The sequence below is a fragment of the Cupriavidus necator N-1 genome (genome assembly GCF_000219215.1).
GTDB lineage: Bacteria > Pseudomonadota > Gammaproteobacteria > Burkholderiales > Burkholderiaceae > Cupriavidus > Cupriavidus necator.
The window spans coordinates 2,044,844-2,066,805 of the sequence record NC_015726.1 but is presented as its reverse complement, the minus strand read 5'-3'; the positions used below and the strand labels follow the sequence as shown (position 1 = coordinate 2,066,805).

Here is a 21,962-nt window from a genome sequence, read left to right as displayed (position 1 = left end):
CCATGACCGCAACACACCGCGGCGCGCAGGCAGATGCCTCCGCGCCCGCCGGCCCCTTGCCGGCCGAAGCTGCCGCCAAGCGCGTGGCCTGGCTGCGCGACGAGCTGGATCGCCACAACTACCAGTACTACGTGCTGGACGCGCCGACCATTCCCGACGCCGAGTACGACGCGCTGTTCAGCGAGTTGCAGGCGCTGGAGCTTGAGCATCCCGAACTGCAGACGCCGGACTCGCCCACCCAGCGCGTGGGCGGCGAGCCGCTGTCGGCCTTCGACTCGGTGCGCCACCGCGTGCCGATGCTGTCGCTCAACAACGGCTTCGCCGACGACGACGTGCTGAACTTCGACCGCCGCTGCGCGCAGGGCCTGGGCCGCACCGCGCCCGCCGCCGGCGAGCAGGACCTGTTCAGCGCGGCCGACGCGGTCGAGTACGCCTGCGAGCTGAAGTTCGACGGCCTGGCCATGTCGCTGCGCTATGAGGACGGCCGCCTGGTGCAGGCCGCCACCCGCGGCGACGGAGAGACCGGCGAAGATGTCACGGTCAACGTGCGCACCATAAAGGCGATTCCGCTGAAGCTGCGCGGCCAGGCTCCCGCCGTGCTTGAAGTGCGGGGCGAAGTCTTCATGTACCGCGGCGACTTCGACAAGCTCAACGAACGCCAGGCCGAGGCCGGCGAGAAGACCTTCGTCAACCCGCGCAACGCCGCCGCGGGCAGCCTGCGCCAGCTCGATCCGCGCATCACCGCCAAGCGGCCGCTGTCGTTCTTCGCCTACGGCCTGGGCGAGCTGCAGGGCGTGGACCGTCCGCCCACCCACAGCGTGATGCTCGACGGCTTTGCCGCGCTGGGCCTGCCGGTGTGCAAGGACCGCGCGGTGGTGAAGGGCGCGCAGGGCCTGCTGGATTTCTACCGCGATATCGGCCAGCGCCGCGACGTGCTGCCGTATGACATCGACGGTGTGGTCTACAAGGTCAACGCACTGGCCGAGCAGGAGCGCCTGGGCTTTGTCTCGCGCGCGCCGCGCTTTGCGCTGGCGCACAAGTTCCCGGCGCAGGAGATGACCACCATCGTCGAGGACATCGAAGTGCAGGTCGGCCGCACCGGCGCAATCACGCCGGTGGCGCGGCTCAAGCCGGTGTTTGTCGGCGGAGTCACGGTGACCAACGCCACGCTGCACAACGAGGACGAGATCCGCCGCAAGGACGTGCATATCGGCGACACCGTGATCGTGCGCCGCGCCGGCGACGTGATCCCGGAAGTGGTCGGCGTGGTGACCGAGCGCCGCCCGGCTGACGCGCGCGCCTTCGTGATGCCGACCGCCTGTCCGGTGTGCGGCTCGCATATCGAGAAGCTCGAGGACGAAGCCATCGCGCGCTGCACCGGCGGCCTGATCTGCGCAGCGCAGCGCAAGCAGGCGCTGCTGCATTTCGCGCAGCGGCGCGCCATGGATATCGAAGGTCTGGGCGACAAACTGGTCGAGCAACTGGTCGACCAGGGCATCGTGCGCACGCCGGCGGATCTGTTCAAGCTGGGCGTGGCCAAGCTGGCCGCGCTGGAGCGCATGGCCGACAAGTCGGCGGCCAATCTGGTGGTGGCGATCGACGCGTCGCGCGAGACCACCATGAACCGCTTTATCTTCGCGCTGGGCATCCGTCATGTGGGCGAAGCCACCGCCAAGGACCTGGCCCGGCACTTCGGCAAGCTCGATGCGCTGATGGCAGCCGACGAAGCGGCTCTGCTGGAAGTGAACGACGTCGGCCCGGTGGTGGCGCAGTCGATCGCGCACTTCTTTGCCGAGCCGCACAACGTCGAGGTCATCGAACAACTGCGCGCCGCAGGCGTACACTGGGCGGAAAGCGAGCCGGTGGCCAAGGCCCCGGCGCCGCTGTCGGGCAAGACCTTCGTGCTGACCGGCACGCTGCCCACCATGTCGCGCGAGGACGCCAAGGAACTGCTGGAAGCCGCCGGCGCCAAGGTGGCGGGTTCGGTATCGAAGAAGACCGACTACGTGGTCGCGGGCGCCGAGGCAGGCAGCAAGCTCGACAAGGCCGAGGCGCTGGGCGTGCCGGTGCTGGACGAGGCCGGCATGCTGGCGCTGCTGGCAGAGGCCGGCGCCGCGCCGGCACAGGAATAACCGGGGAAACAACCATGATCCGCGAGATTCTCAAGATGGGCGATCCGCGCCTGCTGCAGGTGGCGCGGCCGGTGGAGCGCTTCAATACGCCGGAGCTGCGTACGCTGATCGAAGACATGTTCGACACCATGGACCACGCCAACGGCGCCGGCCTTGCCGCGCCGCAGATCGGCGTGGACCTGCAGGTGGTGATCTTCGGCTTCGACCGCAACCCGCGTTACCCGGACGCGCCCACCGTGCCCAAGACCGTGCTGATCAACCCGGTGCTGGAAATGGAGTCCGACGAGATGGAGGACGGCTGGGAAGGCTGCCTGTCTGTCCCCGGCCTGCGCGGCGTGGTGCCGCGCCATCTGCGGCTGAAGTACAGCGGCTACGACCTGATGGGTAACCGCATCGAGCGCGTGGCTGAAGGCTTCCATGCGCGGGTGGTGCAGCATGAGTGCGACCACTTGCAGGGGATCCTGTATCCGATGCGGATCAAGGATTTCAGGCAGTTTGGGTTTACAGAGGTGTTGTTTCCGGATCTGCCGCCGAATAGCGACGATTGACGAGCTGTGCCGCGCGGTATCGAACCCGCGCAAGGCGCAAAAAAACCGGTCCTTGGGGACTGTCCTTGGGGACCGGTTTTTTTGGGTCGGCAAATTCTGGAATCAGAACTTCTCAAACTGCCCCAGGAACCGCCATTTACCCGGCGGCAGATCCCCCAGCACCACGCGTCCCATGCGCACGCGCTTGAGGCCCACCACTTGCAGCCCAACCTGCTCGCACATCCGACGGATCTGGCGCTTGCGGCCTTCGCGCAGCACGAAGCGCAGCTGCTCCTCGTTCTGCCAGCTCACCTTGGCTGGCTTGAGCGGCACGCCATCCAGCGACAGCCCGTGGCGCAGCAGCTCGAGATCATCGGCCGGGAATTCCGCGCTGATATTGCGCTCGACCACGCCCTGCGGCGAGTGCCACACCACACGCACCAGGTATTCCTTCTCGACGGTCGAATCCTCGCCGATCAGCGCGCGCGCGACGCGGCCGTCCTGCGTCAGCACCAGCAGACCGGTTGAGTCGATATCGAGGCGGCCCGCCGGGGCCAGGCTCTTGCGTTGCCACGGGGCGAAGCGCTTGCGCGTGGGGTCGCCTTCCCACTGGTTCTCGGGGGTGAACAGCACCGCGGCCGGCTCGTAGCCGTCTTCGGCCTGGCCGGAGACGTAGCCCACCGGCTTGTTCAGCAGCACCGTGACGCGCTCGCCTTGTTCGGAGCGCGCTTCCTGCATGATCTCGATCTCGGCGTCGGGGCGGATGCGGCTGCCCAGTGCGGTCACGGGCTTGCCGTCTACCAGCACCCAGCCGTGCGGGATCCATTCGTCGGCTTCGCGGCGCGAGCACAGGCCCAGTTCGGACATGCGCTTGGACAGGCGCACCAGGCCGTCGTCGTGGCTGGACTCGGCGCGGGCGGGCTTTTCCTGGCGCGCGGCCGGTGCCTGCTGGCGTGCCGGGCCGGCGGTGCGGATGCGGTCGGCGGCGTCGCTGAAGCGGCGTGCCGGCGCGGTGCCTTCACGGCGGCGCTCGCCCGACGGCGCGGGGCGCGGGCGCTGGTCGTCATCGCCATAACGGCGCGGGCGCGAGTCGGTGCCTTCGAAGCGGCGGGGACGGTTCTCGTCATCGCCATAACGGCGCGGGCGCGAATCGGTGCCTTCGAAGCGGCGAGGGCGGCTCTCGTCATCGCCAACGCGGCGCGGATGCGATTCGGCGCCTTCGAAACGGCGGGGACGGTTGTTGTCCTCGCCAGCACGGCGCGGCGGACGCGAATCACCGCCCTCGAAACGGCGCGGTCGTGCCTCGCCGCGATCGTCGCCAGTGCGGCGCGGGCGGTTGTCGTCGTCGCCAAAACGGCGCGGCGGGCGCGCTTCGCCGCCTTCGAAACGGCGCGGACGTGCCTCGCCGCGATCGTCGCCCGTGCGGCGCGGGCGGTTGTCGTCGTCGCCAAAGCGGCGCGGCGGGCGCGCTTCACCGCCTTCGAAGCGGCGTGGACGTGCCTCACCCCGATCATCGCCCGTGCGGCGCGGGCGGTTGTCGTCGTCGCCGAAGCGCCGCGGCGGGCGCGCTTCGCTGCCTTCGAAACGGCGCGGACGTGCCTCACCCCGGTCGTCGCCATAACGGCGGGGGCGGCTTTCGTCATCGCCGAAGCGGCGCGGACGCGCCTCGCCACCTTCCGGGCGGCGCGGGCGTGCCTGGCGTTCGCCGTCAGCAGGACGCGGCGCGCGGGGTTTGCGCGGCTGGGCTGCGCCGGCCTGCGGTTCGCCCTGGGCCGGACGGCCGCCGGTCTTGCCACGGGCGCGCTCCTGGGCGCGCTTGATGCCTTCGGAGACGGCTTGCACGCGCTTGCGGTTCAGGTCGGACACCCGCACGGGGCGGGTGCCGGTCTTGCGCGCGGCCGTGCCGGTGTCGCTGGCGGCCTTGATACCTAGCGTCTTGCGCTTCGGCGAATTGCTGTCGGTCATATGTTGATGCTGCCCGCCCGCCTCAGATGGCGAGGGCGGCGAGCAAGTCCTGTTCAAGCTGAATCTGCAATCGGTTGTCGGCAGCCAGGCGGCTGCCGTCGACCAGGAACACGTCTTCGACGCGTTCGCCCAGGGTGTTGATGCGTGCCGTGTGGACGGATACGCGATGCCGTGCCAGTACGCGGGCGATGGCGTACAGCAGGCCGGTGCGGTCGTTGGCGGACAGCGACAGCAGGTAATACTGGCCACGCTCGTCCGGGCGCAGGTCCACGCGCGGCTTGATCGGGAAGCTGCGCGACTGGCGCGACAGCCGCCCCTGCGTGGGTTCGGGCAGTGCGCCTTGCAGGCGCAGCCGCTCGCACAGTTCGTGCTCGACCAGCGCGATGATGTCGCGGTAGTTGCCGCCGTCGCCGGCCATGCCGGGGTCGGTGACCTGGAACGTGTCCAGCGCGTAGCCGTGGCGCGTGGTGTGGATCTTGGCGTCCTGGATCGAGAACGCCTTGCGCTCGAAGTAGCCGCAGATGCGCGCGAACAGGTCGGGCTGGTCCTTGACGTAGACCGCCACCTGCAGGCCTTCGCCGGCGGGGGAGACGCGTGCCTTGACCACCGGCGTGGGGCTGTCCACCTTGTTGTACAGGTGGCGCGTGAGCCAGGCGATATCGTGCGAATCGTGGCGCAGGAAGAAGGCCACGTCGAGCTGCGCCCACAGAGACTTGCCCAGCGCCGGGTCGAAGGCCTTCAGGCGCAGTTCGGAGATAGTGTCCTCCTTGCGCTGCGACCACAGTGAATGCGAATCCACGCGCGCGCCGCCCAGCACGCGCAGCGTGATGTGGTACAGGTCTTCCAGCAGCTTGCCCTTCCACGCGTTCCATACCTTGGGGCTGGTGCCGCGGATGTCGGCCACGGTCAGCAGGTAGAGCGCGGTCAGGTAGCGTTCGCTGCCGACCACGCGGGCAAAGGCGTGGATCACGTCGGGATCGGTCAGGTCCTGCTTCTGCGCCACGTGGCTCATGGTCAGGTGGTGCTCGACCAGCCAGCAGATCAGGTCGGCGTCTTCGCGCGCAATGCCGTGCTGCTTGCAGAAGCGGCGCGCATCCACGGTGCCAAGCTTTGAGTGGTCGCCGCCGCGGCCCTTGGCGATGTCGTGGAACAGCGCTGCCACGCACAGCACCCACGGCTTGTCGAAGCTGGCCATCAGCTGGCTGCAGAACGGAAACTCGTGGGTGTGCTCGACAATGGCGAAGCGGCGCATGTTGCGCACCACCATCAGGATGTGCTGGTCCACGGTATAGACGTGGAACAGGTCGTGCTGCATCTGGCCGACGATGCGGCGGAAGTTGATCAGGTAGCGGCCCAGTACGCTGGTCTGGTTCATCAGGCGCAGCGCGTGGGTGATGCCCTGCGGCTCCTGCATGATGGCCAGGAACAGGCGGCGGTTTTCCGGATCGTTGCGCCAGCCCGCGTTCATCACGGTGCGCGCGTTGTACAGCCCGCGCAGCGTGCGCGGCGACAGGCCCTTCACGCCGGGCGTGCGCTGGTACAGCAGGAAAGTTTCCAGGATCGCGTGCGGGTCGCGTTCATAGACGTCGTCGCTGGTGATCTCCAGCATGCCCTGGCGCTCGACAAACCGTTCGTTGAGCACGCGCGTCACCTGAGACTCGCTCGGGAACAGCATCGCCTCGATGTTCAGCAGCAGCACGCTGTTGAGCTGCGTGACCGCCTTGGCCGCCCAGTAGTAGCGGCGCATCAGCTGTTCGCTGGCGCGCTTGTTGGTGGTCTGGCGATAGCCGAAGGACTCCGCCAGCGCGGTCTGCAGGTCGAATACCAGCACGTCCTGGCGCCGGCCAGCCACCAGGTGCAGGCGCGCGCGGATGGTCTTGAGCAGGCGCTCGTTGCGCGCCAGCTCCTGCGCTTCGCGCTGCGTCAGCAGGCCGCGCTCGAACAGTTCTTTCCAGCTGTCGCCCAGGCCCGCCGCCTTGGTCATCCACAGGATCACCTGCAGGTCGCGCAGGCCGCCCGGGCTTTCCTTGCAGTTGGGCTCGAGCGCGTAGGGCGTGTCCTGGTATTTGGCGTGGCGCTGGCGCATTTCCAGCAGCTTGGCCTGGAAGAACGCTGCCGCGTCCAGGTCGGAGAGGTAGCGCGTGCGCATCGACTCGAACAGCTTGCGGCTGCCGGTCAGCAGCCGCGCCTCCAGCAGCGAGGTCTGGATGGTGACGTCCTGCCGCGACTCGCGGATGCAATCGTCCACGGTGCGCACCGAAGAGCCGATCTCCAGCCCAAGGTCCCAGCACAGGCCGATAAAACGCTCCAGGCGCCCGGTGGTGTCCTGGTCGGGCTCGGCGGGCAGCAACAGCAGCACGTCGACGTCGGAGTAGGGCAGCAGCTCGCCGCGGCCGTAGCCGCCCACCGCCACCAGCGCTGCGCCCGCGGGCATCTCCAGGCCGCGCCAGGCTTCCACCAGCGCGGCGTCGACAGCGCGGCGCAGCCGCGTGATCAGCGTGCCGACGTTGGCGCTGAGGTTGAAGTCGGCAAACAGCGCCTGCTTGTCGGCTTTGAGCTTGTCGCGCACGCGCGCGGCAAGCAGCAGTTCCGGCGTGGTGTCCATGGAGATGGCGGGCTCGGGGAGCGGGTTGGTGGGCACGGCTGGAAAAAGAAAGGCGCCCGGTCAGGCGCCCCTGGCTTCGGTGCGGCCTCAGGCCGCGACGGAATCGGTGATAAAGGCCGGCGGTGCCGGGCTCCCGGCCGATACCGTAAGGACCTCGTAGCCGGTTTCCGTGACCAGCACGGTGTGCTCCCACTGCGCCGACAGGCTGCGGTCGCGGGTCTTGACCGTCCACTGGTCGGGCATGGTGCGGATATCGCGCTTGCCGGCGTTGATCATCGGCTCAATGGTAAAGATCATGCCGGCCTTGATCTCGGCGCCGGTGCCCGGGCGGCCGTAGTGCAGGATCTGCGGGTCTTCGTGGAAGTTCTTGCCGATGCCGTGGCCGCAGTACTCGCGCACCACGCTGTAGCCGGCGGCTTCGGCGTGTACCTGGATGGCGTGGCCGATGTCGCCCAGGCGGGCGCCGTGGCGAACCTGCGCGATACCCTTCCACATGCATTCATAGGTCACCTGCGACAGGCGCTTGGCCAGGATCGAGCCCTCGCCGACGATGAACATGCGGCTGTTGTCGCCGTAGTAGCCTTCCTTGGTGATGACCGTGATGTCCAGGTTGATCGCGTCACCGTTCTTGAGCACGCGATCGCCCGGAATGCCATGGCAGATCACGTCGTTGACCGAGGTGCAGATCGCGCCGGGGAAGGGCGGATAGCCGGGGGGAGCATAGTTCAGGCACGCCGACACGGTGCCCTGCACTTCACGCATGTAGGCGTGGCACAGGCGGTCGATTTCGCCGGTGGTGATACCTGGCTGGACGAAGGGCGTGATGTAGTCGAGGACCTCGGACCCAAGGCGGCAAGCCACGCGCATCTGGGCGATGTCTTCGGCGGTGTTCAGGTGAATGCTCATGCTGCGTCGCCAAAAAAGTGATGGCGAGGCCACTGGCCGCGCCGAAATCGAAAGGTCAATGTAGGATTATCGCACCATCGGGGCCAGATCGCAGCCTGAGCGCGGCCGTCGCGGGCTGAGTCCGTAGGGCGCCAGGGCACCGGGCGGCTTGAGCGGGCCGCACTTTTGTTGCTACAATAGCAGGCTGACTTGGTTGCGGCGCAGCATTGCGTGCGCCAGGCCGGAATTTTGCAGGATATTCCTGTTGCTGTTTGAAATCGCTGGCCCGCCTATCCGGGGTGTTCCTTTTCAGGAATGTCGGGGCGGGCTTCAGACCTAACCCTTTGGAGATTTACATGTCCGTTACCATGCGCGAAATGCTGGAAGCCGGTTGCCACTTCGGCCACCAGACCCGCTTCTGGAACCCGAAGATGGCCCCCTTCATCTTCGGCCATCGCAACAAGATCCACATCATCAACCTCGAAAAGACGTTGCCGATGTTCCAGGACGCAATGAAGTACGTGCGTCAGCTGGCAGCCAATCGCGGCACCATCCTTTTCGTGGGTACCAAGCGCCAGTCGCGCGAAATCCTGGCTGAAGAAGCTGGCCGTGCCGGCATGCCCTATGTCGACGCCCGCTGGCTCGGCGGCATGCTGACCAACTTCAAGACGGTCAAGATCTCGATCAAGCGCCTGAAGGACATGGAAGCCGCCAAGGAAGCCGGCGCGCTGGACACCATGAGCAAGAAGGAAGCGCTGATGTTCGAGCGCGAGATGCTGAAGCTGGAAAAGTCGATCGGCGGCATCAAGGACATGGGCGGCGTGCCAGACGCGATCTTCGTGGTGGACGTCGGCTACCACAAGATTGCCGTGACCGAGGCCAACAAGCTGGGCGTGCCGGTGATCGGCGTGGTTGATACCAACCACTCGCCGGAAGGCATCGACTACGTGATCCCGGGTAACGACGACTCGAGCAAGGCCGTGGCCCTGTACGTGCGCGGCGTGGCCGACGCGATCCTGGAAGGCCGTGCCAACGCTGTGCAGGAAGTGGTTGAAGCCGCTCGCGGCGGCGACGACGAATTCGTCGAAGTGCAGGAAGGCTGATTGCCCGCCGCCTGATTGCCGGAAAGGAACCCGCTAGCGCGCATCGTCACCGCACGACAGACAAGCAACGCTTGCCGCCCGTCACCACGGGCTGCGCGCAAGGCGAAAGCCGGGGTACGCCGGCAGCCGGGCAAGAAGGGCAATAAAAAGGGGGCACATCTGGCGCCCCCTTTTTTTGAATTTGAATTGTTGTCACCCGCCGCAGGCAGTATCTGCCGCGGGTGTGCTGTAGACCCACCGACCGGGTGCCGCAGGCGACTGCCGGCAGCCGGCGTGAACCATTCAAGGAGTGACAAATGGCGGCAATTACCGCAAGCATGGTTGCAGAACTGCGCGCGAAGACCGACGCGCCGATGATGGAATGCAAGAAGGCCCTGACCGAGGCCGACGGCGACCTGGACAAGGCCGAAGAGCTGCTGCGCGTCAAGCTGGGCAACAAGGCCAGCAAGGCCGCGTCGCGCGTGACCGCTGAAGGCGTGGTCGCATCGTTCATCGACGGCACCACCGGCGTGCTGGTCGAACTGAACTGCGAGACCGATTTCGTCTCCAAGAATGACGACTTCCTGGCTTTCTCGGCCAAGGTTGCCGAACTGATCGCCAAGCAGAACCCGGCCGACGTGGCCGCCCTGTCGGCGCTGGAAATCGACGGCGTGAGCGTTGAAGCCACCCGCACCGCCCTGATCGGCAAGATCGGCGAGAACCTGACGATCCGCCGCTTTGCCCGCTACGCCAACGGCGGCAAGCTGGTGTCGTACCTGCACGGCACCCGCATCGGCGTGATGGTCGAGTTCGATGGCGACGAAGCCGCCGCCAAGGACGTGGCCATGCACGTGGCCGCGATGAAGCCGGTGTCGCTGTCGGCCGAGCAGGTCCCTGCCGAGCTGATCGCCAAGGAGCGCAGCATTGCCGAGCAGAAGGCTGCCGAGTCGGGCAAGCCGGCCGAAATCGTCGCCAAGATGGTCGAGGGTTCGGTGCAGAAGTACCTGAAGGAAGTCTCGCTGTTCAACCAGCCGTTCGTGAAGAACGACAAGCAGACGGTTGAGCAGATGCTGAAGGCCGCCAACACGACCGTGAAGGGTTTCACCCTGTTCGTGGTGGGCGAAGGCATCGAGAAGAAGCAGGACGACTTCGCCGCTGAAGTGGCCGCCCAGGTGGCCGCTGCCCAGAAGGGCTGATGTCCGGGGCGCCGCGGACTGCCCGTTCGGGCTGGTCCGGGCGCCTATAATGCCGCAGGGGCGCCGTAAGGTGCCCCTCTGCATAAGTAGTGCGACGCTGCGCATGCCGCGTTGCACCGCAGCAGCCAGTTTCCGTGGTGGTCCGGCAGTCCGGGGCACCCCGAAAACCGGCTTTCTTCCGCCGGCGGCACGAGGATCCGTGCCGCCGGCGCCAAAACATACGTCTCAAGATCGTCTCAACCGAGCGATTTGCTCCTGTCCGAGGGTGAACATGCCAGCCTACAAGCGCGTCCTTCTGAAACTGTCCGGTGAAGCCCTGATGGGCGAAGATGCCTTCGGCATCAACCGCTCCACCATCGAGGCGATGGTGAACGACATTGCCGAGATCGTGAAGCTCGGCGTGCAGGTCGCGGTGGTCATCGGCGGCGGCAACATCTTCCGCGGCGTCGCCGGCGGCGCCGCCGGCATGGACCGCGCCACCGCGGACTACATGGGCATGCTGGCCACCATGATGAACGCACTGGCGCTGCAGGACGCGATGCGCCACGCCAATATCGAAGGCCGCGTGCAGTCCGCGCTGCGCATGGACCAGGTGGTCGAGCCCTATATCCGCCCGCGCGCGATCCGCCAGCTGGAAGAGGGCAAGGTGGTGATCTTCGCCGCCGGCACCGGCAACCCGTTCTTCACCACCGACACCGCCGCCGCGCTGCGCGGCTCCGAGATCGGGGCGGAGATCGTGCTCAAGGCCACCAAGGTGGACGGCGTGTACACCGCCGACCCGAAGAAGGACCCCAGCGCCACGCGCTACACCACCATCACCTTCGACGAGGCCATCTCCCGCAACCTGCAGGTGATGGACGCCACCGCCTTTGCGCTGTGCCGTGACCAGAAGCTGCCGATCAAGGTGTTCTCGATCGTCAAGCCGGGCGCGCTCAAGCGGGTGATCCTGGGCGAGGACGAGGGTACCCTGGTGCACGTGTGAGTCCGGCGCCGGATGCCGCGCTGCAACGCTGGTATCCGGCCGGGCAAAGAGTAGAATGATTCATTTTCGATCCCCGCCAGGGGGATCATGGTTGGCTGATTTCCGGAGGTAAAAATGAGCGTCGCCGACACAAAGAAGAGCGTCGAGCAAAAAATGCAGAAGTCGATCGAAGCCTTCAAGGCCGATCTGGCGAAGATCCGCACCGGCCGTGCCCACACCGGCCTGCTCGACCATGTTCAGGTGGACTACTACGGCTCGATGGTTCCCATCAGCCAGGTCGCGGCAATCGGCCTGGCCGATGCGCGTACCATCACGGTGCAGCCCTGGGAAAAGAAGATGGTGGGCGCGGTCGAGAAGGCCATCCGTGACTGCGACCTGGGCCTGAACCCGGCCACCATGGGTGAAGTGATCCGCGTGCCGATGCCCGCACTGACCGAAGAGCGCCGCAAGGAGCTGACCAAGGTCGTCAAGAGCGAGGCCGAGGGCGCCAAGATTGCCGTGCGCAACCTGCGCCGCGATGCCAACGAGCAGTTCAAGAAGCTGGTCAAGGACAAGACCATTTCCGAGGACGACGAGCGCCGCGGCCAGGACGAAGTGCAGAAGCTGACCGACAAGTACGTGGCCGAGATCGACAAGATGGTCGCCGAGAAAGAGAAGGAGATCATGACGGTCTGACCCCGTCCCGGCATGGCCGGGGCAGTCAACGACCGTCTGCCATCATGCAGCACATCAGTTCAACGCTCGACGTACCCGATACCTCCTACGTCCCCCGCCACGTTGCCATCATCATGGACGGCAACGGCCGCTGGGCGACCCAGCGGCACCTGCCACGCGTTGCCGGGCATACCCGGGGGCTGGACGCGGTGCGTGCGGTGGTGGAAGCCAGCGCCGCCCGCGGCGTGCAGTTCCTGACGCTGTTCGCCTTCAGTTCTGAGAACTGGCGGCGCCCGGCGGATGAGGTCTCGTTCCTGATGCGGCTGTTCATGATGGCCCTGCGGCGCGAAGTGGTGAAGATGCACGCCAACAACATCCGGTTGCGGGTGGTGGGCGACCTGGACCGCTTCAGCCCCCGCATCCAGCAGATGATCCGCGATGCCGAGGCGCGCACGGCCGGCAACACCGGCCTGACCGTGACCATCGCCGCCAACTACGGCGGCCGCTGGGACCTGCTGCAGGCCATGCGCAAGATGCTGGCGCGCTCGCCCATGCTCGACCCGGCCTCGATCGACGAATCGGTGCTGGCGCCGCACCTGGCGATGGCCTATGCGCCGGAGCCGGATCTCTTCATCCGCACCGGCGGCGAACAGCGCATCAGCAATTTCCTGCTGTGGCAGTTGGCGTATTCCGAGCTGTATTTCACCGACGTTTTCTGGCCGGATTTCGACGCCGCGGAACTGGACAAGGCCTTCGCCTCGTACCGCCAGCGCGAACGCCGTTTCGGCCGCACCAGCGCACAGCTGGTCGCCCCGGGACTATCGGGTACCGCCTGACCCTGGCAACTCCAACCTCTCACGGGACTGCAGCGCATGCTCCTCACCCGCGTCATCACCGCCCTGTGCCTGTTGCTGCTGATCCTGCCAATCCTGTTCCTGGCGCCGCCCGCGGCACTGGCCGGGCTGGTGGCCGTGATCGTGCTGCTGGCCGGCTGGGAATTCGGCCGCCTGATCGGGCTGCGCGGGCCGTGGCCCTATGTCTATGCGCTGGCGTGCCTGATCGCGGCCATTGCCTGGCATGACCTGCCGCTGCGCCACGCCATCACCTGGCTGCTTGAAGCCGCGGTGGTCTGCTGGGGCGTCGCGGTGGTGCTGCTGGCGCGCGGCGTGCGCACCGCGACGCCGTCGTTTACCGCCCTGGGCGCGGTGCTGGGGCTGGTGATGCTGCCCGCGTTCGCCCATGCCACCATGATCCTGCGCGGCGCCGGCATCGGCGTGCTGCTGACCGCGGCCGTGCTGGTGTGGGCGGCCGATATCGGCGCGTATTTCACCGGCAAGGCCATCGGCCGGCGCAAGCTGGCGCCTGGCATCAGCCCGGGCAAGTCCTGGGAGGGCGCCATCGGCGGCTGGCTGCTGGCGCTGGTGATCGGCCTGGCGCTCGCCGCCACCCATGCCTTTGCACCGACGTGGTTCTCCGCGATGGGAGATCGTGGCGGCCTGGCCTATGTGGCGGTGCTGACCACGCTGCTGGTCGCGGCGAGCGTGGTCGGCGATCTGTTCGAATCGCTGCTCAAGCGCCAGGTTGGCAAGAAGGACAGCAGCCGGCTGCTGCCCGGCCATGGTGGCGTGCTGGACCGGATCGACGCCTTGCTGCCAGTGTTCCCGCTGGCGGCCCTGATGCTGATTTTTCTCTGAAGCCGTCTGCTATGCATCGCATTACCATCCTGGGCGCCACCGGCTCCATTGGCGAAAGCACGCTCGACGTCATCAGGCGCCATGCCGACCGCTATGCGGTGCATGCGCTGACCGCCCACCGGCAGGTGCGCAAGCTGGCTGAGCAGTGCATTGAATTCCGCCCGGCCCGCGCCGTGGTGGGGACCGCAGAGGCAGCGCGCGAACTGGAAACGCTGCTGCGCGAGGCCGGCGTGAAGACCGAGGTCAGCCACGGCGAAGCCGCGCTGGAATCCGTGGCCGCCGATGCGCAGACCGATGCGGTGATGGCCGCCATCGTCGGCGCCGCCGGCCTGCGCCCGACGCTGGCGGCAGCACGTGCCGGCAAGCGCGTGCTGCTGGCCAACAAGGAAGCGCTGGTGATGTCGGGCCGCATCTTCATGGATGCGGTGCGCGAGCACGGCGCCACGCTGCTGCCGATCGACAGCGAGCACAACGCCATCTTCCAGTGCCTGCCGGCCGACGATCCGCGCTACGGCCGGGGCGTCGCCAAGGTGCTGCTGACCGCGTCGGGCGGGCCGTTCCGCACGCGCGACCCGGCCACGCTGCACGATATTTCCCCCGACCAGGCCTGCGCCCATCCCAACTGGGTCATGGGCCGCAAGATCTCGGTCGACTCCGCCACCATGATGAACAAGGGCCTCGAGGTCATCGAGGCGCACTGGCTGTTCGGTGCCCCCGCCGAGCGCATCGAGGTACTGATCCATCCGCAGAGCATCGTGCATTCGATGGTGGCCTACACCGATGGCTCGGTGCTGGCGCAGCTGGGCAACCCGGACATGCGCACGCCGATCGCCTATGGCCTGGCATATCCGGAACGGATCGACGCGGGCGTGACGCCGCTCGACCTGACGGTGGCCGGAGGCTTGCACTTCGAGAAGCCGGACCTGGTGCGCTTCCCGTGCCTGGGCCTGGCTTTCGATGCACTGCGCGCTGGCGGGGTGGCGCCAGCGGCACTCAATGCGGCCAACGAGGTGGCGGTCGAGGCATTCCTGGGCGGCAAAGTGCGCTTCACGGACATTGCCGGCATCGTCCGGCAGGTGCTGGAGGCGGCACCTCAAGGGCCTGCCGATACGCTCGAAGCGGTGCTGTCAGCCGACGCGCTGGCGCGCGAGGCGGCACGCGCCAGCGTGGCCGCCCTGGCTGCGAACCGCTGATGCGGCGGGGCGGCTTGCCGCATCTGCGACAATAGCGGCTGCGGCGGCCCCGGGTCCCCCGGGGGCCGGCGCGCCCGTCCAGCCATCGTTACCGACGTCCCGACTCCATGCAAACCGTACTCGCTTTCATCGTTGCCTTGTGCGTGCTCATCTATGTGCACGAAATGGGGCACTACCTCGCCGCGCGCGCCTGCGGCGTGAAGGTGCTGCGTTTCTCGATCGGCTTCGGGCGGCCCTTGGTGCGCTGGATTTCGAAGAGCCGCGACCGGACTGAATGGACGATGGCGGCGATCCCGCTGGGCGGCTACGTCAAGATGCTGGACGAGCGCGAGGTCGACCCCGAGCGCGATACGCCGATCGACCCGGCCGACCTGCCGCGGGCTTTCAACCGCCAGCCGGTCGGCAAGCGCTTCGTGATCGTGGCGGCCGGCCCGCTGGCCAATTTTGCGCTGGCAATCGTGCTGTATTTTGCGCTCTTTGCCGGCGGCATGCGCGAACCCGTGCCGGTGGTGGCCGCGCCCGCGGCCGGCACCATGGCGGCGCAGGCCGGCATGCGCGAAGGCGACCGGGTGCTGTTGCTGACCGCCAATGGCCATACCGAAGCGGTGCGCTCCTGGAATGACCTGCGCATGGCCGTATTCGCCGAGGGCTTTGGCGATACGCGCGCCGTGCTGCGCGTACGGGGCGCCGACGGGACAGAGCGCGACGTCACGCTGCCGCGCCTGCCCAATACCGGCGGCAATCCCGAACAGGATCCGCTGGCCACGCTAGGCCTGAACCTGAAAGGCGGGCCGGTGACGATTACCGAGGTGCTGCCGGACTCGGCCGCCGAGCGCGCCGGACTGAAACAGGGCGACCGCATCGTTGCCTGGCAGGGCAGCCCGCTCACGCAGGCCAGCGCGCTGATCAAGGCGGTGCGCAGCCAGCCCGGCCAGACCGTGACACTGGGCATCGAGCGCGACGGCAAGCGCCTGGACGTGCCGGTGACGCTCGACACCGCCGTGGCGCGTGATGGCGCCAAGGACGCGAGCGGCGCCACCCCGGCGCCGGCGGGCAAGCTCGGCGCGGCGCTCAGCCAGGCCGTGCAGATGGAAACCGTGCGCTACCGGCCGGACCAGGCACTGGCGCGCGCGGCCGGCCAGGTCTGGGACACCAGCGCGCTCTCGCTCAAGCTGCTGGGCAAGATGCTAGTGGGGCAGGCTTCGCTGCAGAACCTGAGCGGTCCGCTGACCGTGGCGGACTACGCGGGGCGTGCCGCAAACCTTGGCCTGCAGGCCTTTGTCAGCTTCCTGGCATTGGTCAGCGTAAGCCTTGGAGTACTCAATTTGTTACCCATTCCGGTTCTGGATGGGGGGCATTTGCTGTATTATTGCGTGGAATTTTTGACTGGCCGGCCCGTCCCAGACCACTGGCAGGCAATGCTGCAGAAGGTTGGCATCGCCTGCATCTTGCTCCTGACTTCGCTCGCTTTGTTCAATGACGTCAGCCGAATGTTTCTGGCGAACGGCTAGAAACGTGTGTCGGCAAGGGGGCGGTGGTGTCGTCGGGCACCGTCGCCAGGGACGCCATTTGCCAGGCGCAGTCCAATAAGGCATCGGAGCGCAATCCTGGATGGAATCAAAGAGGGGATCAACATTGATCAGACATAAGCGCATTTCGCTGGGCTTGCTGGCGAGTGCCGTTATTGCAGCCTGGAGCCCGGCGGGCTGGGCTGCCGATCCGTTCGTCGTCAAGGACATCCGCGTTGAGGGCCTGCAACGCGTCGAGCCGGGTACCGTTTTCGGCTACCTGCCGGTGCGCGTCGGTGAAACCTTCACCGACGACAAGGGCGCCGACGCCATCCGTGCCCTCTACAATACCGGCTTCTTCAAGGACGTGCAGATCCGCGCCGAGGAAGGCGTGCTGGTGGTCCAGGTCGAAGAGCGGCCGGCGATCTCGCAGCTCGAATTCGTCGGCATCAAGGAATTCGACAAGGACACGATGCGCCGTTCGCTGCGTGCCGTTGGCGTAGCCGAAGCCCGTTACTACGACAAGGCACTGATCGACAAGGCCGAGCAGGAGCTCAAGCGCCAGTACGTCGCGCGCGGTTACTATGCGGCCGACGTGCAGACCACGATCACGCCGGTGGACCGCAACCGCGTCTCGGTCGTGTTCAACGTCGAAGAGGGCCCGGTCGCCAAGATCCGCCAGATCAATATCGTCGGCAACAAGGCTTTCAAGGAAGGCGCGCTGCGCGACGAGATGCAGCTGTCCACGCCGAACTGGCTGTCCTGGTACACCAAGAACGACCTGTATTCCAAGCAGAAGCTGACCGCCGACCTGGAAGCGCTGCGCTCGTTCTACCTGAACCGCGGCTACCTGGAGTTCGCGATCGAATCGACCCAGGTGTCGATCACGCCGGACAAGAAGGACATCTTCCTGACGCTGAACATCAAGGAAGGCGACCAGTACAAGGTGTCCGACGTGCGCCTGGCGGGCGAGCTGCTCGGCAAGCAGGAGGAAATGGAAAAACTGCTGCAGCTGAAGAAGGGCGATATTTTCTCGTCCGAGAAGCTGACGCAGAGCACCAAGGCCATCACCGACCTGCTGGGCACGTACGGCTACGCGTTCACCACCATCAACCCGCAGCCGCAGATCGACAAGGAAAAGCGTGAAGTCGCGCTGACCCTGATGGTCGACCCGGGCCGCCGCGTCTACGTGCGCCGCGTCAACGTGGTGGGCAACAGCAAGACCCGCGACGAAGTGGTGCGCCGCGAGATGCGCCAGATGGAAAGCTCGTGGTTCGACAGCGAGAAGCTCACGCAGTCGCAAGCCCGTATCAACCGTACCGGCTACTTTACCGACACCAACATCACCACCGAAGACGTGCCGGGCGCGCCCGACCAGGTCGATGTGAACGTCAACGTGACTGAAAAGCCGACCGGCCAGATCAGCCTGGGCGTGGGCTTCTCGTCCACCGACAAGCTGGTGCTGCAGGCCGGCCTGCGCCAGGACAACGTGTTCGGCTCCGGCACCAGCCTGGGCCTGGACGTGAACACCGCCAAGTCGTTCCGGACCATCGCGCTGACGCAGTACGACCCGTATTTCACGGTGGACGGCATCAGCCGCTCGACCGACATCTACTACCGTACTTCGCGCCCGCTGTACTACACCGGTGACCAGGACTACAAGATCGTGTCCGCTGGCGGCGGCTTCAAGTTCGGCGTGCCGTTCTCGGAAGTCGATACGGTGTTCTTCGGCATCGGCTACGAACGGACCCAGGTGTATACGTCGGTCAACACGCCGACCCAGTACACCGACTGGCTGAACAAGATCGGCAAGCAGAGCGGCGACGGCATCAACAACTTCCCGTTCACCATCGGCTGGGCACGTGACCGCCGCGACAGCGCGCTGGTGCCAACCAAGGGCCCGTACACCCAGGCCAACCTGGAAGTCGGCCTGCCGGGCGGCGATACGCAGTACTACCGCGCCAGCGTGCAGCAGCAGTACTTCTATCCGATCTCGAAGTCCTTCACGCTGGCACTGAACGGCGAAGTCGCTTATGGCCACGGCTATGGCAACACCCCTTTCCCGGTGTTCAAGTACTTCTACGCTGGTGGTATCGGCTCGGTGCGCGGCTACCAGACCAGCACGCTGGGCCCGAAGGACCAGAACGGCAACCCGGTGGGCGGTGCCTCGAAGATGATCGGCAACGTCGAGTTCATCTTCCCACTGCCGGGCTCGGGCGTGGACCGCACGCTGCGCCTGTTCACGTTCTTTGACTTCGGTAATGTCTACCAGGAAGGCCAGCCGCTGAGCTTCAGCGAGCTGAAGTACTCGACCGGCTTTGGCATGTCGTGGTTGTCGCCGATTGGCCCGCTGAAGATCAGCATGGGCTTCCCGCTCAAGCGCGACACCAATGACAAGGTCCAGCGCTTCCAGTTCCAGATCGGCACGGCATTCTGATTCTGATAAAGGATCTGTTTCAAATGATTACAACATCCAAACTGGTCAAATCCCTGGGCGCCGCCGCGCTCGCCACGGCTGCCATCTGCGCCGCGGTGCCGGCCTCGGCCCAGGAGGCGCGCATTGCCGCCGTGAACTCCGAACGCATCCTGCGCGACTCCCAGCCGGCCAAGGCTGCGCAGGTCAAGCTGGAGCAGGAATTCTCCAAGCGCGACCGCGAGCTGCAGGACATGGCCCAGAAGATCAAGGGCATGGCCGACAAGCTCGACAAGGACACGGCCGTGCTGGCCGACTCCGACCGCCAGCGCCGCCAGCGCGAAGTGGCTGACATGGACCGCGAGTTCCAGCGCAAGCAGCGCGAGTTCCGCGAGGACCTGAACCAGCGCCGCAATGAAGAACTGGCACAGGTGCTGGAGCGCGCCAACCGCGTGATCCGCCAGCTGGCCGAGCAGCGCAAGTACGACCTGATCGTGCAGGAAGCGGTGTACGTGAACCCGCGCATCGACATCACCGACGACGTGATGAAGGCGCTGAACGCCGGCGCCCGCTAAGGCGCACCGGTTCTCACGTTCTTTCGTCTTTCGTTTTTTTAGGAAGTACCGCCATGCAGACACCCACACTGGGTCAGCTCGCCACCGAGAACGGCGCGCAGGTTGTGGGTGACCCCGACCTGGCGATCGTCGGCCTGGCTCCCCTGGACCAGGCCGGACCGGGCGAGCTCTCGTTCCTGTCCAATCCGCTCTACCTGCAGCAGGCGCTGGATTCGCAGGCCGGCGCCGTGATTGTCTCGACAGCCGACCTCGAGCGCGTTCGCGCCGAGGGCAGGGCGGACGGCCGCAACTGGCTGGTGGCGCGCAATCCCTACGTATGCTTTGCCCGCGTGGCGCAGCGTTTCGACCGCGCCGCCAACACCGATACCCGCACCGGCATCGATCCGCGCGCGACCGTGGCGCCCGACGCGGTGGTGCCGGCTTCGTGCTACATCGGCCCCAACGTGGTCATCGAGCGCGGCGCGCGCCTGGGCGAGCGGGTGCGCATCCTGGCCAACGGCTATGTCGGCGCGCAGGTAGAGATCGGCGACGATTCGCTGCTCTATGCCAATGTTTCGGTCTACCACCATTGCGTGGTCGGCGCCCGCGCAATCCTGCACAGCGGCGTGGTGATCGGCGCGGACGGCTTTGGCTTCGCGCCGGACATCAGCGCAACCGGCGTGGAATACGTAAAGATCCCGCAAACGGGACGCGCGGTGCTGGGCAATGACGTGGAGGTCGGCGCCAATACGGCAATCGACCGCGGCGCCATGGCCGACACCGTGATCGAGGACGGCTGCAAGATCGACAACCAGGTCCAGATCGCGCATAACGTGCGTGTCGGGGCCCATACGGTGATCGCAGGCTGCGCCGCGGTATCGGGCAGCACGCGCATCGGGCGCTTCTGCGTGATCGGCGGGGCCGCCAATTTTTCCGGCCACCTGAATATTGCCGACCGCACCACGGTGTCGGGCGGCACCTCGATCACCAAATCCATTACCAAGCCCGGGGGGCATTTCACCAGCGTCTTCCCGTTCCTGCCGCACGGCGAGTGGGAACGCAATGCAGCCATCGTGCGCGGCCTGACCAGGCTGCGCGAACGGGTGGTGGCGCTGGAACGCCGCCTGCGCGGCCAGGCCGCCGGGTCCCAACCCTCACAAGACTAAGAGAAATCATCATGACCGCAGCCGACATCGACATTCGCAAGATCCTCAAGCTGCTGCCGCATCGATATCCGATGCTGCTGGTCGACCGCGTGCTGGAGTTCGATCCGCAGAAGCGCATCAAGACGCTGAAGAACGTCACCATGAACGAGCCGTTCTTCCAGGGCCATTTCCCGGGCCATCCGGTGATGCCTGGCGTGATGATCCTGGAAGCGCTGGCGCAGTCGGCCGGCCTGCTGACCTTCGGCGCCGACATGGAGCGCAAGGAAGACGCGCTGTACTACTTTGTCGGCATCGACGGGGCCCGCTTCAAGCAGGTGGTGTACCCGGGCGACCAGTTGCACATGAACGTGACAGTCGAACGCTATATCCGCGGCATCTGGAAGTTCAAGGCGTTCGCCACGGTGGACGACAAGGTGGCCTGCGAGGCCGAGCTGATGTGCACCGTGAAGCAGGCCGAGTGAGGCCGAGCACGGCCCGCGGCACCGCCGCAGGCCGTCCGCCGCGCCCCGATTGACGGGTGCGAGCGGCCCGGACGGGAACCTTTGCCCCGTGCATGGGCCCATCCTTCACCAGACACACCAGAGGACAGACGTATGACGCAAATCCATCCCACCGCACTGGTTGACCCGAAGGCAGAGCTGGCATCCGACGTGACCGTCGGCCCGTTCTCCATCGTTGGCGCCAATGTGCGGATCGGCAGCGGCACCCGGATCGGCTCGCATACGACGGTCGAGGGTTACACCACGATCGGCGAGGGCAACACGATCGGCCCTTACGCATCGGTCGGCGGCGTGCCGCAGGACATGAAGTACCGCAACGAGCCGACCCGGCTCGAGATCGGCGACCGCAACACCATCCGCGAATTCACCACGATCCACACCGGCACGGTGCAGGACCGCGGCTTGACCAGTCTCGGCAACGACAACTGGATCATGGCCTACGTGCATATCGCGCATGACTGCACGGTCGGCAACCACACGGTGTTTTCCAGCAACGCGCAGATTGCCGGCCACGTTGAAGTGGGCGACTGGGCGATCCTGGGCGGCATGAGCGGCGTACACCAGTACGTGCGCATCGGCGCCCATGCGATGCTGGGTGGCGCCTCGGCGCTGGTGCAGGACGTGCCGCCGTTCGTGATCGCCGCCAGTGACAAGAGCGGCAACAAGGCCACGCCGCACGGTGTCAACGTCGAGGGGCTGCGCCGCCGCGGCTTCGACGCCGGCCAGATCGCCGCGCTGCGCCAGGCCTACAAGCTGCTTTACAAGTCCGACCTCAGCTTCGACGAGGCGCGCAACGAGATCGTGGCCTTGCTGGGCCAGGCTGATGCAGGCACTGCGGCGCCGCTGCAGGCGTTTGTCGACTTCCTTGCCGCCACCCAGCGCGGCATCGTACGCTGAGGCCGGACC

18 protein-coding genes are annotated in these 21,962 nt (G+C 66.4%); 15 read left to right on the top strand and 3 right to left on the bottom strand.

The window, feature by feature from the left end; genetic code table 11:
- Positions 1-2 precede the first annotated feature (2 nt).
- Together ligA and def are read left to right on the top strand one after the other, a co-directional pair.
- Positions 3-2,132 (top strand): NAD-dependent DNA ligase LigA, encoded by a 2,130-nt coding sequence (gene ligA / locus CNE_RS09715; protein WP_013956966.1) that lies wholly within the window; start codon positions 3-5, stop codon positions 2,130-2,132.
- A 14-nt stretch (positions 2,133-2,146) separates the two neighbouring features.
- A complete protein-coding gene (gene def, locus CNE_RS09710) occupies positions 2,147-2,680 on the top strand; it encodes a peptide deformylase (RefSeq protein ID WP_013956965.1) in 534 nt (177 codons plus the stop codon).
- 102 nt (positions 2,681-2,782) lie between these two features.
- Here the strand turns inward: def and CNE_RS09705 are convergent, their stop codons facing one another.
- From CNE_RS09705 to map, 3 genes are all read right to left on the bottom strand, one after another.
- Positions 2,783-4,624 (bottom strand): pseudouridine synthase, encoded by a 1,842-nt coding sequence (locus CNE_RS09705; protein WP_013956964.1) that lies wholly within the window; start codon positions 4,622-4,624, stop codon positions 2,783-2,785.
- A gap of 22 nt (positions 4,625-4,646) precedes the next feature.
- Positions 4,647-7,229, bottom strand: a complete 2,583-nt coding sequence (locus tag CNE_RS09700; RefSeq protein ID WP_041227946.1) for a [protein-PII] uridylyltransferase — start codon at positions 7,227-7,229, stop codon at positions 4,647-4,649.
- Positions 7,230-7,316: 87 nt separating this feature from the next.
- Entirely contained in the window at positions 7,317-8,135 is an 819-nt protein-coding gene (gene map / locus CNE_RS09695; RefSeq protein ID WP_013956962.1) for a type I methionyl aminopeptidase, read from the bottom strand.
- 335 nt (positions 8,136-8,470) lie between these two features.
- On the opposite strand from map, the gene rpsB reads away from it, so the two are divergent.
- The 13 genes from rpsB to lpxA all read left to right on the top strand — a co-directional run bounded on the left by rpsB (position 8,471) and on the right by lpxA (position 21,953).
- Complete coding sequence (gene rpsB, locus CNE_RS09690; protein WP_013956961.1) at positions 8,471-9,217, top strand: 30S ribosomal protein S2; 747 nt, start codon at positions 8,471-8,473, stop codon at positions 9,215-9,217.
- A 296-nt stretch (positions 9,218-9,513) separates the two neighbouring features.
- Positions 9,514-10,392 carry a translation elongation factor Ts gene (gene tsf, locus CNE_RS09685; protein WP_013956960.1) on the top strand — a complete coding sequence of 293 codons (879 nt, stop codon included), beginning with the start codon at positions 9,514-9,516 and terminating at the stop codon, positions 10,390-10,392.
- 271 nt (positions 10,393-10,663) lie between these two features.
- Positions 10,664-11,374 (top strand): UMP kinase, encoded by a 711-nt coding sequence (gene pyrH / locus CNE_RS09680; RefSeq protein ID WP_013956959.1) that lies wholly within the window; start codon positions 10,664-10,666, stop codon positions 11,372-11,374.
- Between the two features lie 114 nt (positions 11,375-11,488).
- Positions 11,489-12,049, top strand: coding sequence for a ribosome recycling factor (frr, locus tag CNE_RS09675; RefSeq protein ID WP_013956958.1), 561 nt, complete (start codon positions 11,489-11,491; stop codon positions 12,047-12,049).
- Between the two features lie 44 nt (positions 12,050-12,093).
- Positions 12,094-12,864: an isoprenyl transferase gene (locus CNE_RS09670; protein WP_013956957.1), complete on the top strand. Its 771-nt coding sequence runs from the start codon at positions 12,094-12,096 to the stop codon at positions 12,862-12,864.
- A gap of 36 nt (positions 12,865-12,900) precedes the next feature.
- Complete coding sequence (locus CNE_RS09665) at positions 12,901-13,722, top strand: phosphatidate cytidylyltransferase (RefSeq protein ID WP_013956956.1); 822 nt, start codon at positions 12,901-12,903, stop codon at positions 13,720-13,722.
- Between the two features lie 11 nt (positions 13,723-13,733).
- The gene (ispC, locus tag CNE_RS09660; RefSeq protein WP_013956955.1) at positions 13,734-14,915 is read left to right on the top strand and encodes a 1-deoxy-D-xylulose-5-phosphate reductoisomerase; all 1,182 of its coding nucleotides are present in this window, start codon (positions 13,734-13,736) and stop codon (positions 14,913-14,915) included.
- A 107-nt stretch (positions 14,916-15,022) separates the two neighbouring features.
- Entirely contained in the window at positions 15,023-16,426 is a 1,404-nt protein-coding gene (gene rseP / locus CNE_RS09655; RefSeq protein ID WP_013956954.1) for an RIP metalloprotease RseP, read from the top strand.
- Positions 16,427-16,526: 100 nt separating this feature from the next.
- Complete coding sequence (bamA, locus tag CNE_RS09650) at positions 16,527-18,860, top strand: outer membrane protein assembly factor BamA (RefSeq protein WP_013956953.1); 2,334 nt, start codon at positions 16,527-16,529, stop codon at positions 18,858-18,860.
- A gap of 23 nt (positions 18,861-18,883) precedes the next feature.
- Entirely contained in the window at positions 18,884-19,411 is a 528-nt protein-coding gene (locus CNE_RS09645) for an OmpH family outer membrane protein (RefSeq protein WP_013956952.1), read from the top strand.
- 53 nt (positions 19,412-19,464) lie between these two features.
- Positions 19,465-20,556 (top strand): UDP-3-O-(3-hydroxymyristoyl)glucosamine N-acyltransferase, encoded by a 1,092-nt coding sequence (gene lpxD / locus CNE_RS09640; RefSeq protein WP_013956951.1) that lies wholly within the window; start codon positions 19,465-19,467, stop codon positions 20,554-20,556.
- 11 nt (positions 20,557-20,567) lie between these two features.
- Positions 20,568-21,017: a 3-hydroxyacyl-ACP dehydratase FabZ gene (fabZ, locus tag CNE_RS09635; protein WP_013956950.1), complete on the top strand. Its 450-nt coding sequence runs from the start codon at positions 20,568-20,570 to the stop codon at positions 21,015-21,017.
- Positions 21,018-21,149: 132 nt separating this feature from the next.
- Positions 21,150-21,953: an acyl-ACP--UDP-N-acetylglucosamine O-acyltransferase gene (gene lpxA / locus CNE_RS09630; protein WP_013956949.1), complete on the top strand. Its 804-nt coding sequence runs from the start codon at positions 21,150-21,152 to the stop codon at positions 21,951-21,953.
- Positions 21,954-21,962 lie beyond the last annotated feature (9 nt).

Bases quoted from the DNA above. Each gene is read 5' to 3' on its own strand.
- lpxA (WP_013956949.1), top strand. From the start codon at position 21,150: ATGACGCAAATCCATCCCACCGCACTGGTTGACCCGAAGGCAGAGCTG.
- rpsB (WP_013956961.1), top strand. From the start codon at position 8,471: ATGTCCGTTACCATGCGCGAAATGCTGGAAGCCGGTTGCCACTTCGGC.
- ligA (WP_013956966.1), top strand. From the start codon at position 3: ATGACCGCAACACACCGCGGCGCGCAGGCAGATGCCTCCGCGCCCGCC.
- CNE_RS09705 (WP_013956964.1), bottom strand. From the start codon at position 4,624: ATGACCGACAGCAATTCGCCGAAGCGCAAGACGCTAGGTATCAAGGCC.
- CNE_RS09700 (WP_041227946.1), bottom strand. From the start codon at position 7,229: ATGGACACCACGCCGGAACTGCTGCTTGCCGCGCGCGTGCGCGACAAG.
- rseP (WP_013956954.1), top strand. From the start codon at position 15,023: ATGCAAACCGTACTCGCTTTCATCGTTGCCTTGTGCGTGCTCATCTAT.
- tsf (WP_013956960.1), top strand. From the start codon at position 9,514: ATGGCGGCAATTACCGCAAGCATGGTTGCAGAACTGCGCGCGAAGACC.
- fabZ (WP_013956950.1), top strand. From the start codon at position 20,568: ATGACCGCAGCCGACATCGACATTCGCAAGATCCTCAAGCTGCTGCCG.
- CNE_RS09665 (WP_013956956.1), top strand. From the start codon at position 12,901: ATGCTCCTCACCCGCGTCATCACCGCCCTGTGCCTGTTGCTGCTGATC.
- CNE_RS09670 (WP_013956957.1), top strand. From the start codon at position 12,094: ATGCAGCACATCAGTTCAACGCTCGACGTACCCGATACCTCCTACGTC.
- map (WP_013956962.1), bottom strand. From the start codon at position 8,135: ATGAGCATTCACCTGAACACCGCCGAAGACATCGCCCAGATGCGCGTG.
- ispC (WP_013956955.1), top strand. From the start codon at position 13,734: ATGCATCGCATTACCATCCTGGGCGCCACCGGCTCCATTGGCGAAAGC.
- def (WP_013956965.1), top strand. From the start codon at position 2,147: ATGATCCGCGAGATTCTCAAGATGGGCGATCCGCGCCTGCTGCAGGTG.
- lpxD (WP_013956951.1), top strand. From the start codon at position 19,465: ATGCAGACACCCACACTGGGTCAGCTCGCCACCGAGAACGGCGCGCAG.
- frr (WP_013956958.1), top strand. From the start codon at position 11,489: ATGAGCGTCGCCGACACAAAGAAGAGCGTCGAGCAAAAAATGCAGAAG.
- pyrH (WP_013956959.1), top strand. From the start codon at position 10,664: ATGCCAGCCTACAAGCGCGTCCTTCTGAAACTGTCCGGTGAAGCCCTG.
- CNE_RS09645 (WP_013956952.1), top strand. From the start codon at position 18,884: ATGATTACAACATCCAAACTGGTCAAATCCCTGGGCGCCGCCGCGCTC.
- bamA (WP_013956953.1), top strand. From the start codon at position 16,527: ATGGAATCAAAGAGGGGATCAACATTGATCAGACATAAGCGCATTTCG.